Raw genomic sequence first — 15,833 nt, forward strand, 5'->3', positions numbered from 1 at the left:
ACGGGGCCCCTGGCCCCGTCTTTCTACCGGCACTGACTTATGTTTTCGTTCTGTACCGATCCATCCATACTGCCCACCTGGCAGTGGTATGCCTGCTACCTGACTTCCGGTACGCACCAGGCTTTCTACTGGTCTTTCGGGGTGGTCATCCTGCTGCTGTTGCTGGCCGCCCCCATGGCCCTGCTGTTCGGCTTTGGCGGCGCCCTGGCCATGCGCTCCCGCTTTCTGCCGCTGAACCTGTTGGGGAAAGGCTATACCGCACTGGTACGCGGCGTGCCTGACATCGTATTTTTCCTGTTTATCCCCATTGCGATCGGTCAGGGTATCGAATTTCTGCTGCATCACATCAACTGCCCGGACTGGGATCAACCGCTCCGACAGGGCAACGACTTCCGGGTCTGTGCCGATGCCCGCGTGCCTCCGCGTGGGTCGCCAGCCTGGGTCTACAATGTGTACGGGTTTATCCTGGCGCTGATCGCCTTTGCCATAGTATTTGGCGCCTTTGTCGCCAACACCCTGTATGGGGCCATGCGCGCCGTACCCAGAGGCCAGATTGAAACCGCCGAAGCCTACGGCATGACACCCAGAAAGACCTTCATGCGCATCATCCTGCCGCAGATGTGGATCTTTGCCCTGCCGGGGCTGTCCAATATCTGGATGATCCTGACCAAGGCCACGCCGCTGCTGTTTCTGCTCGGCATTCAGGACATTGTCTACTGGGCACGCGAACTCGGGGGCCAGAAAACCTCACTGTACAAGTACCCGCACCCGGACTGGCGAGTCTGGTACTTCCTGGTGGTGCTGGTGTTCTATCTCTGCATTACCGCGCTGAGCGAACGCTTCTTTGATCACATGATGAATCGACTGAGTATCGGCCAGGCCACCTCCGGTGGTGACCGTTTGCGGCCGAAAGGCAAGAAGAAAGCGAAAGCGGAGGCGCCCGCATGAGAACCTGTGCCGAAAGTTTTCAGGGTTACATCCTGCGCTCTCTGGGCCGCGACTACGGTGAGCGACTGCTGCCGCGCGGCCTCGACATCACCTACTGCGACCAGCTGTTCCTGATCGGTTCCGGCATGATCTGGAACATCTACTTCGCCTTTATGGCTGTGGTGCTGGCGTTTTCTCTGGCCACGCTACTGGCGTTGGGCAAGTTCAGCAACAACCTGTTCCTGCGCAAGCCCGCGAGCTGGTTTATCTTTCTGTTCCGCGGTTCACCGTTGTTTATCCAGTTCTTTTTCTTCTATTCGCTGTTTGTGCTGCTGCCGCGTCAGGGCATCGAGATCAACCTGCTGTTCACCACCATTACCGCCGATACCGGGGCCTTGCGCACCGCAACAGTGGGTGGGCTGGTAGTATTGACGCTGAACACGGCGGCCTATACCGCAGAACTGTTCTATGGCGCCCTGCGGTCCATTCCCAAGGGCGATCTGGAGGCGGCGGATGCCTATGGCCTGAGCGGGTTCACCAAGTTTCGGCGCATTGTCTGGCCAACCATGATGCGTCTGGCCTGGCCGTCATACACCAATGAGGTGATCTTCCTGTTCCACTCCACCACCCTGGTCTTTCTGTCGGCCTTCCCGGCCCGACAGCAGTCCGGTGAGGCGCTGTACTATGCGCGCTACTTTGTGGATCAGACCTTCAACCCGTTCGTGTCCTTCCCCATAGTGGCGGGTTACTTCATTGTTGCGACGCTGCTGATCATCTGGCTGTTTTCATGGGGCAACCGCTACCTGAATCGCCATCTGCCGCAGGCCATGCGCCCACGCATTCGCTTCAAGCCACAGTATCTGCGCTGACTCACAAGGCAACAGGAAACAACAGGGCCCCATCGGGCCCTGTTCTGCTTATGGCCTCTGCTCGGACAGCCCGGTCAGCAGACTCAGGTAGTTGGCCCAGGCGGCCTGCCAGTTGATGGCGATTTCATTGGTGGCCCAGGAGTCCTGATGATCGGTATATACCATCATCGGCGGACCATCGAAGTAGGGCTGTGCCGCCATATCGCCCTTGAGTTCATAGGAGTTCGGCCCCCCGGCAATCAGGCCCTGCGGGTTGCTTACCGTACCCGATACCCAGGGCCGGAAATGCGGTGCCTGTACCTGATGACGTGACAGTCCGGTGGTCCAGATCATGCCGTGCGGATTGAGGCCGAAGAACCAGTGACTCATGTCAAAGGCGGCGTCATACCACTCCGGCTCACCGGTCAGATGATGCAGCCACAGCAACTGACTGCCGACAGTGGCGATGACGCCATTGCTGCCCCAGTCGAAGCCATCTTCCAGCCCGGCATACATCAGCCCGTACGGATGCGCGAGCTGATCTTGCCGCAGCGGCCGGAAGTTGTCCTCCACTGCCGCCAGCAACTGTGCGCGCTGCTCGGCATCGACCTGTGGCAGGGCCAGATAGTTGAACAGAGCCAGGAAATTGACATGCCGCCAGTCCGGCACGGCATCACCGAGACGCGGTTCTTCCGTCAGCGCCAGCAGGCGCGCGAACAGAGCGGCTGAGCCCGCATCATCCGGCTCTACCCAGAGCCGTGCCACTTCTGCCCACAGACGCTCGTCGGTATCGTCATAGTCGGCATAGGGGCCACCATACTCGATGTTGTCGTAGCGATCCTCGATCATGATCATGTCCGGATGCGCCAGCAGAAAGGCTCTGGCCTCGTCGGCCGCTGCCTCGTAGACATCGGCCTGGGCATGGTCCTCGCTCAGCGGTGACTGCCGATAAGCCGCTGCGGCCATGTACATGACCGAGCTGAAATTGGCCGTGGCCGTGGTGCTGATCGGCATCACCCACTTGATGCGGTCGTCATCCAGAGGCGAGTCGGTCAGCGGCGGCCAGGCGGCACTGGCGGCCTTGTGATGCACGGCACCGTCGTCGCGCTGCATGGTCAGCAACCAGTCCAGTTCCTGTTTCAGCAGGTCCAGTGTCGCCGGCCGTTCCGGGTTGCGATCGGCCAGCGGTTCAATCTCTTCCGGCAGGACCTCGGGTACCATCAGCCAGGTCAGCAACGGCAGGGCAACCGTCCAGGCGCCATTCACCACATACTTGCCATAGTCCCCGGCGTCATACCAGCCACCCCGGATATCCATGGTTTCGCTGTCCGTGCCGAACACGCGCGCCCGGGCATCCTGCTCATGCGCGCCCTCATAGGCGGCACTGTCCACATAATGGAAAGCACCCCAGGCCTGGTCGCGGTGCTCCAGATAGGGCTCGGGGAATTCCCGTACCTGAAAGGTCGCAGTCGTGTGGCGGGTTCGACCACCGGCTTCCGGCACGATCACGGTGTAGAAGCCGGTTTCCTCGCGGTGTCCGAAATCGAGCAGATCCTGGCGCCGGCCGGAGCCGGCATAGGGCTCTGCACTGGCCTCGAAACGGGTGTTGTCCTCGCTGCCACCGGCCCGGCGCAATGTGACCGGCAGGGCGTCCACCTCAAGGTCTTCCTGCCATTCCAGTACCACCCAGCGGCGCTGGTCTTCCACATAACCCAGACGGTTGTAGAACAGGAGATAGTCTCTTGGCCGGGTGTCCTCCTCGGGCCAGACCGTCACTTCGATGTCCCGCAGCGTGGCATCATACTGCTCGGCTCCGGCGGTCATGAAGGAGATGAAGCGCAGGTCTTCCAGGCCCTTGTCCAGGCGGAACCGGTAGGTGCCATCCTCTGCCGGGATGAAACCCTTGCCGTCACCTCCCATATCCAGCTCGAAGTCCGGCGTGCCGTCGGCATCGACCCAGACTTCCGGCTCGCGGCCATTGACCTGGAACTGCAGCAGCTTGTTGTCCCACAGCGGCACATGATCGGCGCCGACCTCGACCGTCACCGAAATCAGTTTGTCGCCATAGGGCAGGGTCTGGATACTGTCGACCCGAAACTGCTCGGCATCGTCAAAGGCGTCGGCCTCGATATCATGAATGCGGAAACCGGTATTGTCGGGCAGAACCTCACCTTCGAGGCGCAGTTTACTCCAGCCCGGCTCAGGGGTCTGGTAGAACGACAAGGGGTAGCGCTCAGCGCTGTCGGCCGGCGCCTGGGCCGCCAGCGACCCGCCCAGCAGACATAGCAATAGCATTGCGGTGCGCATGGATTGGGCACTCCTGTTCAGCCGGGCAGGCATTCGTCTGCATTGCAAATCGTCTTGACAACGATGGCGCAATTTCTGTAATGTTAAATGTAAGCGGTTACATGTTCAATACCCGATCAACACCTTATGAGTACTTTGAGTGAGTACAGGGTAGCGATACGTACATTGAACCGGAGCCGCCCGGGGGTTGAAACCCCTGTTTAGATCGATTTGTGGGCGCTCTCTCGAACAACAATGTAAGCGCTTACAAATTTATCCAAGAGGCAGCCTTGCAGGCCCTCTGGCAATCATTGACGCGTGAAACCACTTACAACAACGAATAGTCGGGCACATTCGTCGGTGCGTCAGCGGTTAGACAGGCCTGACAGGCAAAGCACAACAACAAAGAGCAACAACTGGAGGCATTCCATGAAAACAACACTCAGGGCCGGCGCCGCACTGGCTACCCTCGCATTGGCTGGCGGCACGCTGGCAGCCGATATCCGCTTTGATGGCTTTCCGGACTATGACAGCCAGCTCAACGCCATCCTCCCCGATTTTGAAGCTCAGACCGGCATTTCTGTCGACATGCTGATGAACGAGCACGGCGGTCACCACGAGCGTATCGCCACCACACTGGCCACCGGCAGCGGCCTGGGCGATGTCGTGCTGATCGATGTTGGCTTCGTCGGCTCCTATGTTGACGGGGGCGGTTTCATGGATCTGACCGATCTGTTTGCACCCCATGCCGACCAGTTTGCTGAATACGCCGTAACTCAGGGTCAGGGCTCCGATGGCCGCCAGTACGGCATTCCCGTCGATCTGGGCCCCGGTGTCATGTACTTCCGTCGCGACTACATGGAAGATCTGGGCTATGACGTCGACGAAGTCATGGCTGACTGGGATTCCTACCTTGAATACGGCCGTGATCTGCGGGACAACCATGATGTACTGCTGATCGGGCACGCCAACGACGTTGCCCAAGCCTACTACAACTTCAATGTCGAGCCCGGTAACGGCCTCTATTTCGATGCAGACGGTGAGCCGCTGGTGACCAACGAGCGCTTCCAGCGCGCCTTTGAACTGGCCAGGACTGTGCGTGACGAAAACATGGATGGCCGCATCAATGCCTGGTCGGAAGACTGGTATCAGGGCTTCCAGGAAGGCAAATTTGCCACCCAGATGTCCGGCGCCTGGCTGCTCGGTCACCTGCAGAACTGGATGGCCCCCGACACTGCCGGCAACTGGGGTGTAAGCCACCTGCCTTCCGGCATGTACGGCACCTGGGGTGGTTCCTTCCTGGGTATTCCGGTCCAGTCCGGCAACCCGGACCAGGCCTGGGAACTGATCGAGTATATGATCAGCGAAGACATCCAGTTGGCCGGATTCGACAACATCGCGGCTTTCCCGGCCAACGTCAATACCTATGATGACTCCATGTTCGAAGAGTCCATCGACTTCCTGCGTGGTCAGCAGGCACGCCAGATGTGGGCCGAGATCGCGGAAAATGTCGAGCCTGTCGCCCCGCATCGGGGTGATCAGATCGCCAACTCACTGATCGACGAAGCGCTGGAAAATGTGCTTGATGAAGGCATGGACATCGAGCAGGCGCTGCGCAACGCGGAAAACCAGATCCGCCGTCGCGTACGCTGAAGCCAGGCGGACAGGATGTCTGCCGGGCCTGGCGCCCGGCAGCGCCTGACCTGAAGGCTTGAGTAGCAGACGTGGGCCCTGACCATCCGGTCGGGCCCATTTCACCAAAAGGCAGGCCACTGTCTGTCGCGCAGACTCATTTCCGGTATTCGTTATGACCAATCAAGCTGAAATTACGGTGGACACTCCAGACGATGAGCGGTCCAAAGAAGTACGTTCCGGCCGGCTGAAGCGCTTCCTGGAGAACGGGACGCCCTACTGGTTTCTATCCCCCTACATCATCATCTTCGGTACATTCGGGATTTTTCCCGTATTTTTCATGATTTTCCTCTCATTCCACACGTGGAACCCGGTCGCAGGCCTGGGCTCCATGCGCTTTGTGGGGCTGGAAAACTACGCGCTGTCGCTGACCGACCCCAGGCTGTGGAAAACGATGTGGAACACCATCGCCATCGCTGTCATGTCCGGCCTCGCCCAGCATCTTGTCGCACTGCCCATGGCCTATCTGCTGATCTCTCTCGGCGCGCGTGCTCGGCACTGGCTGAGCACGGCCTATTTTCTGCCCTATGTCACCTCGACCGTCGCCGTGTCGATGATTTTCTACATCATGTATTCACCGCAGAGCGGCATTATCAACCAGGGCCTGAACCTGCTGGCCAACGGCACGCTGACCAGTTGGGCCTTTGGCTGGATTGGCCAGTTCCAGCCCATTGGCTGGCTGCAGGAAAACAGCCTGATCCGCTATTCGATTTCCTTTGTCGTGTTCTGGAAGTATGTCGGCTTCAACATCGTTATCTATGCCGCCGGCCTGTCGACCATCAATCAGGAACTCTACGAAGCCGCCAAGATAGATGGCGCTTCGCATATGCAGCGTTTCCGCTACGTGGCGCTGCCGCTGCTCAAACCCTTTATCTTCTTCGCCGTGACCCTGACCATCATTGGCAACATGCAGCTGTTCGACGAACCCTATGTACTGACCCGGGGCCTGCAGCAGGCCACCAGCAACGGCATGACCATTTCCAACTACCTTTATCGTATCGGCTGGGAATGGCTGGATATGGGCAGCGCAGCCGCTGTGTCCTGGATTCTGTTCGTTGTCATCGCCCTCTTTACCGGGCTGTATTTCTGGCTGTTCGGCCGTCAGGGCCTGGGAGGCAATGAGTGATGTTTCAGCTATTCGAGAACCCGCACTATCAGCGCGGCATTTCGCTGGCCGCACGAACAGTCCTCTGGGCCTTCCTGCTGCTCGGTGTGCTGCTGACCATCTTCCCTTTTTTCTGGGGTGCCCTGCTGGCCACGCACGATCGGACCACCATGTTCAGCTCGGCCTTCGTGCTGACTTTCAGTGACCAGTTGTTCAACAACTACGAGCGTCTGATCGACATCATGCCGTTCTGGATCGGCATGTTTAACAGCTTCAAGATTGCGCTGATCGGCACCCTGGTGTCACTGCTCTTCTGCAGCATGTGCGGCTATGCCCTGGCCGTGTTCAAGTTCCGGGGCAAGAGTGCCATCTTCACGATCATGATCTGCTCCATGATGCTGCCACCCATCCTGACGCTGATACCCTACTACATGATTGTCAGTGCCATCGGCCTACGCGATACGCACCTCGCGGTCTGGCTGCCGTTCGTGATCAACCCGTTCGGTATCTTCCTGATGCGCCAGTATGTCGTCGCCTCGATACCGACAGCGCTGCTGGAAGCGGCCAAGCTGGATGGCGCCAGCGCCTTTCGGACCTACTGGAGCATTGCGCTGCCCCTGTTGCGCCCGGGCCTGGCGACCCTGGCCATCGTGCAGTTCGTGTTCCTGTGGAACAACTTCCTGCAGCCGCTGGTGATCCTGACCTCAACGGACCAGATGGTCATCACCCAGTTGCTGCGGCGCATGCAGGGCATTCCCAACACCCCCTGGGGGGCGGTCATGCTCGGCACCACCATTTCGATCATTCCACTGATCTGCATCTACCTGGTATCCAGTAAACAGATGATATCCGGGTTGACCAGTGGCGCGGTCAAATAAAGCACTCAAGGACTCAATACCATGCAATTCGACATTCCTCAGGACTCTCCCGTTCGGCGCTCCGACTTCGTGTTCGGCGTGGCCACCGCCGCCTTCCAGGTAGAGGGTCATCGTTATGCAGATGGACGGACCGATTCCATCTGGGACACCTTCTGCGAGCAACCGGGCCGCGTGCTGAATGGTGACAACGGAGAGCCGGCGTGTGACCACTACGAACGCTGGGAAGAAGACCTGGACATGATGCAGGCCATGGGCGTGGATGCGTATCGCTTCTCCATTGCCTGGCCGCGCATCGTTCCGGCACCGGGAGTCATCAACGAGGCCGGTCTGGCGTTCTATGAACAGCTCGTGGACGGGATGATCGCCCGTGGTATACGACCGGTGGCGACGCTGTATCACTGGGACCTGCCACAGTATCTGGATGACCAGGGTGGCTGGCTGAGTCGCAGTACCGCTGAAGCCTTTGCCGACTACGCAGAGGTCGTGGTCAGGCGCCTGGGGGATCGAGTCACCCACTGGGCCACCTTCAACGAACCTTTCTGCAGTGCCTTTCTGGGCTACGAGGTCGGCAACCACGCACCCGGCCATCAGCGCGCTGACTGGGCCTTCGCCGCCGCACACAATCTGCTGCTCGCCCACGGTCTGGCCCTGCCCCGCATGCGGGCTGCAGCCCCGAACAGTGCACATGGCATCGTGCTGAACTTCACCCCGTCCTATGCCGCCACGGACAAGCCAGCTGATGTGCAGGCGGCTAGGGCACGCGACACCATCGAAGTGCACTGGTTCATCGCGCCGCTGCTGGAAGGCCGCTACCCGGATGAATATTTTGACCGGCATCCGGAACATGCACCAACCATCGAGCCGGGCGACATGGAACTGATCCGGCAGCCGCTGGATTTCATCGGGGTCAACTTCTATACCCGCCATGTGGTCCGCGCCGGTGGCGATGGCCCGGAGACGGTACCGCAGCCTGACCGGGAGCATACCCACATCGGCTGGGAGGTATATCCGCGCGCGCTGACCGAACTGCTGATTCAGCTACGCCGCGACTACCCCGCGCTGCCGCCGCTCTATATCACCGAAAACGGCATGGCCGGTGACGACCATCTGGAGAACGGTGCCGTGCACGACCCGCAGCGGGTCAGCTACTACGAGCGTCATATTGCCGCTGTCGGCGATGCCATGGCCGATGGGGTGGATGTGCGAGGCTATTTTGCCTGGAGTCTGATGGACAATTTCGAGTGGGCCTTTGGCTACAGCCAGCGCTTCGGGCTGATCTATGTGGACTACCAGACCCAGGAGCGCACGCTCAAGTCGAGCGCGCATGCCTACAGCGACTGGCTGCGCACCCGCCACGAGTAAAGGACAGACTGGCAAACGGCGACAATTTCGGTTAAACAGGGCGCTGATGCCAAGACCCTGAGGAAGACTGCAGATGACCCGATGCCTGCTGCGCCTGCTGTTTTGCCTGACCCTGTCCAGCGGACTGATGGCGCAACCCTGGAGCAATCTGTCGCTGTATGAGCATGAACAGGACGACTGGCGGCTGTGGGAAGACCCGACCATGAATCAGGCGGGTGATATCACCCGCCTGTCCTATCAGGGCTGGACCAGTCTGAGCGATTACCTGCGCCAGACCCACTTTGCCGGTGACGACATTTCGCCTCTGGTGCTGGATGTGGGCCTCTGGATCTTCGTGCTGCCGCATCCGGCCATCTGGATGCGCAATGAATGGCAGCGTGATCTGCTGCGTGGCGGTGACCTGAATGCACGCAGCAACGCATCCTTCCTGTGGTCCGACAGCGAGCAGCATGAAACCTATGTTTACGGCCCCACCGATGCCGAACTGACCGAGTTCCGGCAGGGCAGCCCCGGGCAGTATGCCCGCCTGGGCAGTGTGCGCTACGAGGCCACACAGCAACTGGTCGGCGAGCTGAGCGAAGCCAGCTTTTTCAACTACCGGGTGCCACGCTATCGCTTTGCCAAGGCCTATCTGACCCTGCAGGACACGCTCAGCCTGTATCGCTGTCGCAACAGTGACTATGACCTGCCCGGCGGCGAAGCGGAAAGCCGCCAGGACATCACCGGCCATGACTGCCTGCACTGGGTGAACGCGCTGCACAGCGATGCGGGTGATCCGCACCAGCGCTACGTGGCCCATGACGACCTGTCCGACGACGCGCAGGAGTATCTGGACAGTGCCTTCTGGTTCAGCCTGCTCAACTTTATCGATACACAGTATTTCGACGAACAGAACAACGGCGAAGCCAATCGGCTGAGCTTTCAGCCCACACCCTTCGGGCGGGCGTTCGGCTGGCATCACCTGCGCTGGCATGAAGGCATGCAGGTGGGCTGGGATCTGTACTGGCTGCAGAACGACGAGCAGAATCTGCCGGCGGGCCGCCTGAGCCTGCTGGAGTACCCGCTTGGCAGCGGCGCCTTCAACGGGCGTCTGGCAGGCTGGCGCCAACCGGAGGATCTCGCGTTCAGAAGTTCCGGGGCCGACAATGGCTGGGCCATCGAAATGGGCTACAGCCATACCGTCATGCAACGCCTGCGCCTGCAGGGCGACTGGTATTACAAGTCGGACGGCTGGTATCCCGGTGTGCGCCATCTGGATGAAGGCGTCGGCTGGCGCCTCGGTGTGGACGTGCGCCTGTTCTGACGACTGTGGTCAGTACAATGTGACGCGATCCGCCCGCATGCTGTAGCCGGCGGTGCCCAGGCCATCTTCCACATGAGTGGCCACCTCGAAAGCGCCCTCTATGATCACCGGTTCGTACAGGCTGGGCAGTTCGAACCCGGTCTCATACTCGACATAGACCATCTGATTGGCTGGCGGCGGCGGGGTATGAATGCAGGCGCCGAAATAGGGCACCAGCAGAAAGCTGTACACCCGGTTGCCGTCGAATTCGATCGGTACGGCAAAGCCGGGCAGACGCGCCTTGACGCCCTGCAGCTCCTGAGACGACGGCACATCAGCGAGAATGGCTTTCAATTCTGCATACAGTCGCTGCGCTTCGGGGTCGTTGTCATCGAGTTCGGCAATGTTGTAGTTCTGCAGATCCAACTCCTGAACCTGGGGCGCCAGGGAAAAGTCCGACGGCACCAGTTCACCCCAGTCCATTTCCACATAGCCATCGGCACCGGCCGCGCGGCTGCGCTCCGTTACCGGCGAGTCAATCTGGGGCGCTTCGGTACCGACTTCCGGCTCCGCAAACAGCTCGTCATCCGACAACTCATCCGGCGAGGTGGCGGTACCGCCTGTGGGGTCAGTGGCCGAGGCGCCGTCATCACCAGAGCAGGCGGCCAGCAACAAGGTACTCAGCAGGATCATGGTCAGGCGCGATGCTGTCACACTGGCAAATACTCGCATGCGGTTTCTCCGGGCCAATCAGGCACAGCTTGCAAATGAATCCACCAGATCTGTCATCAGCTGGTGGTAATGATCCGGGCCGGGTTCTATTGCGGCCCCGAGCGCATCCAGGCGCTGAATATCGAGGTCAAGCCCGGAACCGATGGTTGCGACCAGTCGATCCGAGTATTGCACCTCCGCAAACAGACAGCCCACCGTATTGTCGGCCATGGCCGAACGCATCTCGTTGATGGTGCGCAGGCCGGGCAACTGCTCCGGGTTCAGCGTAATGGCCCCGGCGAAGGGCAGGCCGAACCGGCGGTCAAAATACTGGTAGCCGTCATGGAATACCACATAGGCACGCGGCTCTGCGGCATCCAGACGCGCCTGCCAGACTGCGGCAGATTCGGTCAGTTGCGCTATGGCTGACTCGGCATTGGCCTGATAGTTCCGTGCATTCGCCGGATCGAGTTCGCTCAAATGATCGGCAATATGGGCCAGCGCGCGCTTGGCGTTCTCCGGGTCCAGCCAGAGGTGCGGGTCAGTGCCGCTGCCGTGCCTGGGCAGGGCCTGTTCGGCGCCCGGAAAGTCGATATCCAGCCCGTGGTCTTCCGACTCTTCCGGCAGCGCAAACAATTCGCCGGCGCGCCTGAACTCATGTCGCACCAGTGCCACGTCGTCTTCGGTCAGGGTCCACTTGCGGGCGGGTTCAACGCGTCGCATCAGTGCTTCCAGCCCGGTTTCCAGTTGCGGCCCGACCCAGACCACCCAGTCTGCCTGTTCCACGCGCTGACGCTGCGAGGGTCTGAGTATGGCATTGTGCGGGTCCACCTGGGCCGACAGCAGCAGGTCGGGTTCCCACAGATCACCGCTGACCTGGCTGACCCAGCTGTGCAGCGGTGCAATGCTGACCGCCACCCGCGGGTGGTCCGCAGCGGCCACCGGGAGGGTCAGCCAGGGCATCAGGAGTATCACCAGAAAACAACGAACGCGCATAACCCCTTCACATCAAAACAGAACACATACGTTATAACGTAACAGAGCCGACTACATTAATGATCTGGCGGCGCCCTGTCGAATCAGTTTTGGCACTGCTTACAAATACCGCGGATCTCGACTGTGGAATGGGTGACGGCAAAACCTTCGGCCTCGGAGCGCATCAGAATCTGGTCCACAACATGGTCCAGCAGCACTTCCGTCACGCCGCCGCATTCCTGACAGACCAGGAAGGCCGAATCATGTTTATGCGGGAAATCGTCACAGACCACAAAGGCGTTGCGGGAATCGATCCGGTGTACCAGGCCCACGCGTTGCAGAAACTCCAGAGCCCGATAGATGGTCGGCGGTTTGGCATGGGGCATGCCTTCCTGCAGCTTGTCGAGCAACTGGTAAGCGGTCAGGGCCTGACCCTGACGCGCCAGTATCTCGTACACGGCACGGCGGGTGGGAGTGAATTTTTCTCCCCGCTTGCTGCACCATGCTGATGCTTCGGCAACATCCGCCATATCGGTCCTGCACCCTGTCCCCATTGAAGATGGCCCCATTATGGCACAAAAGAGGGGCCTGATTCAGGTCGGGTCGACATTGCCCGCAGCAAGCATGTGTAAAGCGGACAGTGAGGGCAAAAAGAAATAGTCGCCACCCCGGGTTTCCACAAAACGGGGCAGGCGAGCGCAGAACCAGGGCGGTTGCGCGCCGCCCGGTATCTTGTAGTGGCCCCCCGGCTGGCCGGGCACTTCGGCGTCATCCAGCGGCTGGTTGCCCACCAGGGGGTCGCGCTCGTTGCCGAGCCGGAAATCGTTGCCGTAATTGATCCATTTCTGCTGCACGAATTCGAACTGGCGCTTGATACTGGCATTGAGCACCATCAGGATGATGCCGTGCTCATCGGCATCGGTGGTCTCCGGCGGACTGCTGCCATAGGGCAGACCACGGCGCAGCAGGCGCCGACGATCCGTCAGCGCGGCGGGAGTTCTGAAAGCACCCTCCTGCCCGTACTCCAGAGCCCCGCGCGGATTGGTGCGGCGGATATGGGCTCCAACCGGGCAACGCCCGCCGGCCAGATCATCGGCGTAATTGAATGCCTTGAGACGTTGCTGCTGACAGGCATAGGCCTTGTCCAGGCGCGCTTTTTCCGCCGGCTCCGTGGCCAGGCGGCGCGCTTCCCGCAGACGCTCCAGCTCGGCCATGAAGGCATCGGCACTGGCCTGATCCGGGCATTCGCTGAGTGGCGCCCCGTTGGGCCAGCGGCCTGCCATGCTGGCGGCCAGTGCATCCGCGCCGCCGGGAAAATTGCGCCCCATTTCACTCATGTACCGGCGCCAGCTGGCCACGTTCTGGTGCAGCTTGCGGTACACCAGAAAGGTGCCGTTGCGGGTGAGGATCTGTGGCAAGGCGGACAGCGGGTACTCATCGGCTTCATCCGGATAGCCGAGCACGAACTCGCCGGTCGCCAGTGGCGCCCAGCCAGAGGCATCCCTGGGGTTGCCGCCGCGCTGCGGCTTGCCCTCGCCGATCACATGCTCCGGCGGCTGACCGCAGCCCTCGAAATAGGGGTCACTGATGCCGTCGACGAAGCCGAAGTGCTCTCTGGGGACCACCCGCCCCTGTTCGGTCAGTGCCCCTGCCTCCTGCCAGCAGTCATCGCCCGGGCCCCGATGTCCGGTCAGCAGCTCCACACCGCCGTCGGTAGCCTCTAGGCTGTCCTGCAGCCAGGCGGTCTGGCGCTGCAAGGCGGCCTCGGAGCGGGCATTGATGGACACCCATACATGCACAGCCGGACCCTGCCAGATCGGATCCCAGTGCTCGGGCGCCGAGGGTCCGTCATCACCGAGCAGATCACAGCGGCCCCGCATGCCCAAGCGGAACTCCTCCGGCAGCGCATCCAGCGACTTCTCCGGCACGCCGATGGCTTTCAGCCCCGCGGCGCTGAAAGCCAGGTTCAGCGTCGCCTCCGGCAGGGGTGGTGCGGCACCATACTGCTGTGCCCGCCGGTCCGGCCAGGGCGCCCCGGTGGTCACGTGCGGCAGCACTGCCTGCAGCCAATGGCGCGCGGCATCACCCGACCGGATACGCAGAAATCCGTACCGGGCCAGCGGGTAGCCATAACGGCCATAGGGTTTGACCAGATTGCCCTGAACATCATGCAGATCAATCACCGTCATCTGTACGCCCTCCTGCAGGCTGTGCTGTCGGCGCATGGTCCGCCTGTACAGCAGTGGCTTCATGCAGGGTGTCAGCCCCCGGCTGCCAGGTCGGGGCGGTCAGGTTGTCCGGCTGATGTTCGGCAGCCCAGGCCACAAAGGCTGCCTGCAACTGCGTATCGGGCAATCCCTGATGCTGCATGACGAAGGCGGTGAACTGCTGACGCAGATAGAGCGCCTTGAGCTGGGTCATCAGCGGCTCGTCGTTGGAACCATTGAAAAAGTATCCGGTGGGCACCCGACAACGCTCGATATAGTGCCGCCAGCCCTCTGCACTGCGTACCTGATCAAAGCCCCAGGCATGGGTATAGAGCGCTTGCAGCGTGGACTGCGCATACTGCCATAGGTTGTCCAGCCAGCGGTCGGTCGGCCCGTAATGCTGTACCAGCAGGGCCAGGTAGCGGTTGTTCAGATGATCTTCACGGGCACCACCCTGATAACGCACATCATCCAGCAGGTACCAGCGCGCCATATAGGTATCCGGCACCGAGGCAAAGGGGCTGCCGGTGCCCTGTGGCAGGCCCTGCAGCAGACGCCGGGCGCTATAGGCGAAGCTTTCACCCGCCGCAGTGACGCCGCTGCGCAGGGGCGAGAGGACGACCAGAGACCGTGCCTGACCCGATCGATCGCTCATGACCCCGACTCCTGTGCAGGCGGCACGGCCGGTTCTGTCTGCTCAACGCGGCGCCGTTCCACCACCGCCTGGTGCGCCAGTGATACCACCGGACTTTCAGCCACCAGCCCCAGATGCTCCTGCTGCTCGGTAAGCAGGGTACGGTAGCGCTGACCAAATTCCTGCGCGCTCAGCCGATCGGCGCGGCTGGCCAGTTCACACAGGGCCGGACGCAACCGGCAGGCGGCCTTGACGTCATTGCTGGTCGCCAGCGGGTAGGCCGAATAATAGTGATGGGTCCAGAACTGATTGTGTTCGATATAGGCATGGAACGGGTTGCGCGGCACCGAGCCGGGGTAACCGACATTGCGCCACCACATCAGATCGAGGCCGGCCGGAATGGCGGACGAAAAAGAGTCCACATACTGTTCCCAGCTACCATTGAAGTTGCTGAAGAACAGATAATAGTCGTAGTGCAGATTCTCGGATGGCTGGGCACTGTCCAGCCGGGGCCAGCGACGCCTGGGCAGAATGGCCCAGCCGGCATAGTGAATCAGCGACAGTGTACGCAGGCCGAGCAGTTTGCTGCGCAGCAGCCGGGTACCCGCAAGCCAGTGAATCAGCCTCGCAAGCCAGCGCTGCCCTGGCTTCAGGGGTGTCACCACATTCATGGCATACGCCTTGCCCGCAATATTCGACATCATGCACTCCTTTGACACCGGGTCGCCGCCACTGCAACCGACCGCTCCGCGGCATCCCTGAAACTGTCCCGATGCTTTACCCTAACAAAGCCGCCTGTCGGCATAAAGAACAGCGGGCCAGCTACCCGAAACTCGGTCTGGACTAACAGCGTTAGATCAGTATACCCTCAATAGATCGATCGGCTTGCCGATACGTGTTAGGCGGCCAACATAGAAGAAGACTGA

General features: G+C 60.8%; 14 protein-coding genes. 7 read left to right on the forward strand and 7 right to left on the reverse strand.

What is annotated here, in order from left to right:
- Positions 1-39 precede the first annotated feature (39 nt).
- Together E4656_RS18150 and E4656_RS18155 are read left to right on the forward strand one after the other, a co-directional pair.
- Positions 40-948, forward strand: a complete 909-nt coding sequence (locus E4656_RS18150) for an ABC transporter permease (RefSeq protein WP_135484734.1) — start codon at positions 40-42, stop codon at positions 946-948.
- Positions 945-1,796 carry an ABC transporter permease gene (locus tag E4656_RS18155; protein WP_135484735.1) on the forward strand — a complete coding sequence of 284 codons (852 nt, stop codon included), beginning with the start codon at positions 945-947 and terminating at the stop codon, positions 1,794-1,796. The genes E4656_RS18150 and E4656_RS18155 overlap by 4 nt, the downstream gene beginning before the upstream one ends.
- Before the next feature lie 48 nt (positions 1,797-1,844).
- Here E4656_RS18155 and E4656_RS18160 read toward each other — a convergent pair whose 3' ends face one another.
- Positions 1,845-4,082: a glycoside hydrolase family 9 protein gene (locus E4656_RS18160; protein WP_167856132.1), complete on the reverse strand. Its 2,238-nt coding sequence runs from the start codon at positions 4,080-4,082 to the stop codon at positions 1,845-1,847.
- A gap of 408 nt (positions 4,083-4,490) precedes the next feature.
- Here E4656_RS18160 and E4656_RS18165 point away from each other — a divergent pair, with 408 nt between their 5' ends.
- The 5 genes from E4656_RS18165 (at position 4,491) to E4656_RS18185 (ending at position 10,401) form a co-directional block, all read left to right on the forward strand.
- Positions 4,491-5,714 (forward strand): extracellular solute-binding protein, encoded by a 1,224-nt coding sequence (locus E4656_RS18165; protein ID WP_135484737.1) that lies wholly within the window; start codon positions 4,491-4,493, stop codon positions 5,712-5,714.
- Between the two features lie 154 nt (positions 5,715-5,868).
- Positions 5,869-6,879, forward strand: a complete 1,011-nt coding sequence (locus tag E4656_RS18170) for a carbohydrate ABC transporter permease (RefSeq protein WP_135484738.1) — start codon at positions 5,869-5,871, stop codon at positions 6,877-6,879.
- Positions 6,879-7,736 (forward strand): carbohydrate ABC transporter permease, encoded by an 858-nt coding sequence (locus tag E4656_RS18175; RefSeq protein ID WP_135484770.1) that lies wholly within the window; start codon positions 6,879-6,881, stop codon positions 7,734-7,736. The genes E4656_RS18170 and E4656_RS18175 overlap by 1 nt, the downstream gene beginning before the upstream one ends.
- A 21-nt stretch (positions 7,737-7,757) precedes the next feature.
- A complete protein-coding gene (locus E4656_RS18180; protein ID WP_135484739.1) occupies positions 7,758-9,098 on the forward strand; it encodes a GH1 family beta-glucosidase in 1,341 nt (446 codons plus the stop codon).
- A gap of 73 nt (positions 9,099-9,171) precedes the next feature.
- Positions 9,172-10,401: a hypothetical protein gene (locus E4656_RS18185; RefSeq protein ID WP_135484740.1), complete on the forward strand. Its 1,230-nt coding sequence runs from the start codon at positions 9,172-9,174 to the stop codon at positions 10,399-10,401.
- 9 nt (positions 10,402-10,410) lie between these two features.
- Here E4656_RS18185 and E4656_RS20555 read toward each other — a convergent pair whose 3' ends face one another.
- The 6 genes from E4656_RS20555 to E4656_RS18215 form a co-directional block, all read right to left on the reverse strand.
- Positions 10,411-11,112 (reverse strand): DUF3299 domain-containing protein, encoded by a 702-nt coding sequence (locus E4656_RS20555; RefSeq protein WP_135484741.1) that lies wholly within the window; start codon positions 11,110-11,112, stop codon positions 10,411-10,413.
- A gap of 18 nt (positions 11,113-11,130) precedes the next feature.
- The gene (locus E4656_RS18195) at positions 11,131-12,054 is read right to left on the reverse strand and encodes a zinc ABC transporter substrate-binding protein (RefSeq protein ID WP_167856133.1); all 924 of its coding nucleotides are present in this window, start codon (positions 12,052-12,054) and stop codon (positions 11,131-11,133) included.
- 116 nt (positions 12,055-12,170) lie between these two features.
- Positions 12,171-12,596 (reverse strand): Fur family transcriptional regulator, encoded by a 426-nt coding sequence (locus E4656_RS18200; RefSeq protein ID WP_167856134.1) that lies wholly within the window; start codon positions 12,594-12,596, stop codon positions 12,171-12,173.
- Between the two features lie 63 nt (positions 12,597-12,659).
- A complete protein-coding gene (locus E4656_RS18205; RefSeq protein WP_205849269.1) occupies positions 12,660-14,291 on the reverse strand; it encodes a Dyp-type peroxidase in 1,632 nt (543 codons plus the stop codon).
- Positions 14,242-14,928, reverse strand: a complete 687-nt coding sequence (locus tag E4656_RS18210) for a hypothetical protein (protein ID WP_135484745.1) — start codon at positions 14,926-14,928, stop codon at positions 14,242-14,244. Before E4656_RS18210 ends, E4656_RS18205 begins: the two co-directional genes overlap by 50 nt.
- Positions 14,925-15,608, reverse strand: coding sequence for a hypothetical protein (locus tag E4656_RS18215; protein ID WP_135484771.1), 684 nt, complete (start codon positions 15,606-15,608; stop codon positions 14,925-14,927). Before E4656_RS18215 ends, E4656_RS18210 begins: the two co-directional genes overlap by 4 nt.
- Between the last annotated feature and the right edge of the window lie 225 nt (positions 15,609-15,833).

This window comes from Natronospirillum operosum (genome assembly GCF_004768465.1).
Lineage (GTDB): Bacteria > Pseudomonadota > Gammaproteobacteria > Pseudomonadales > Natronospirillaceae > Natronospirillum > Natronospirillum operosum.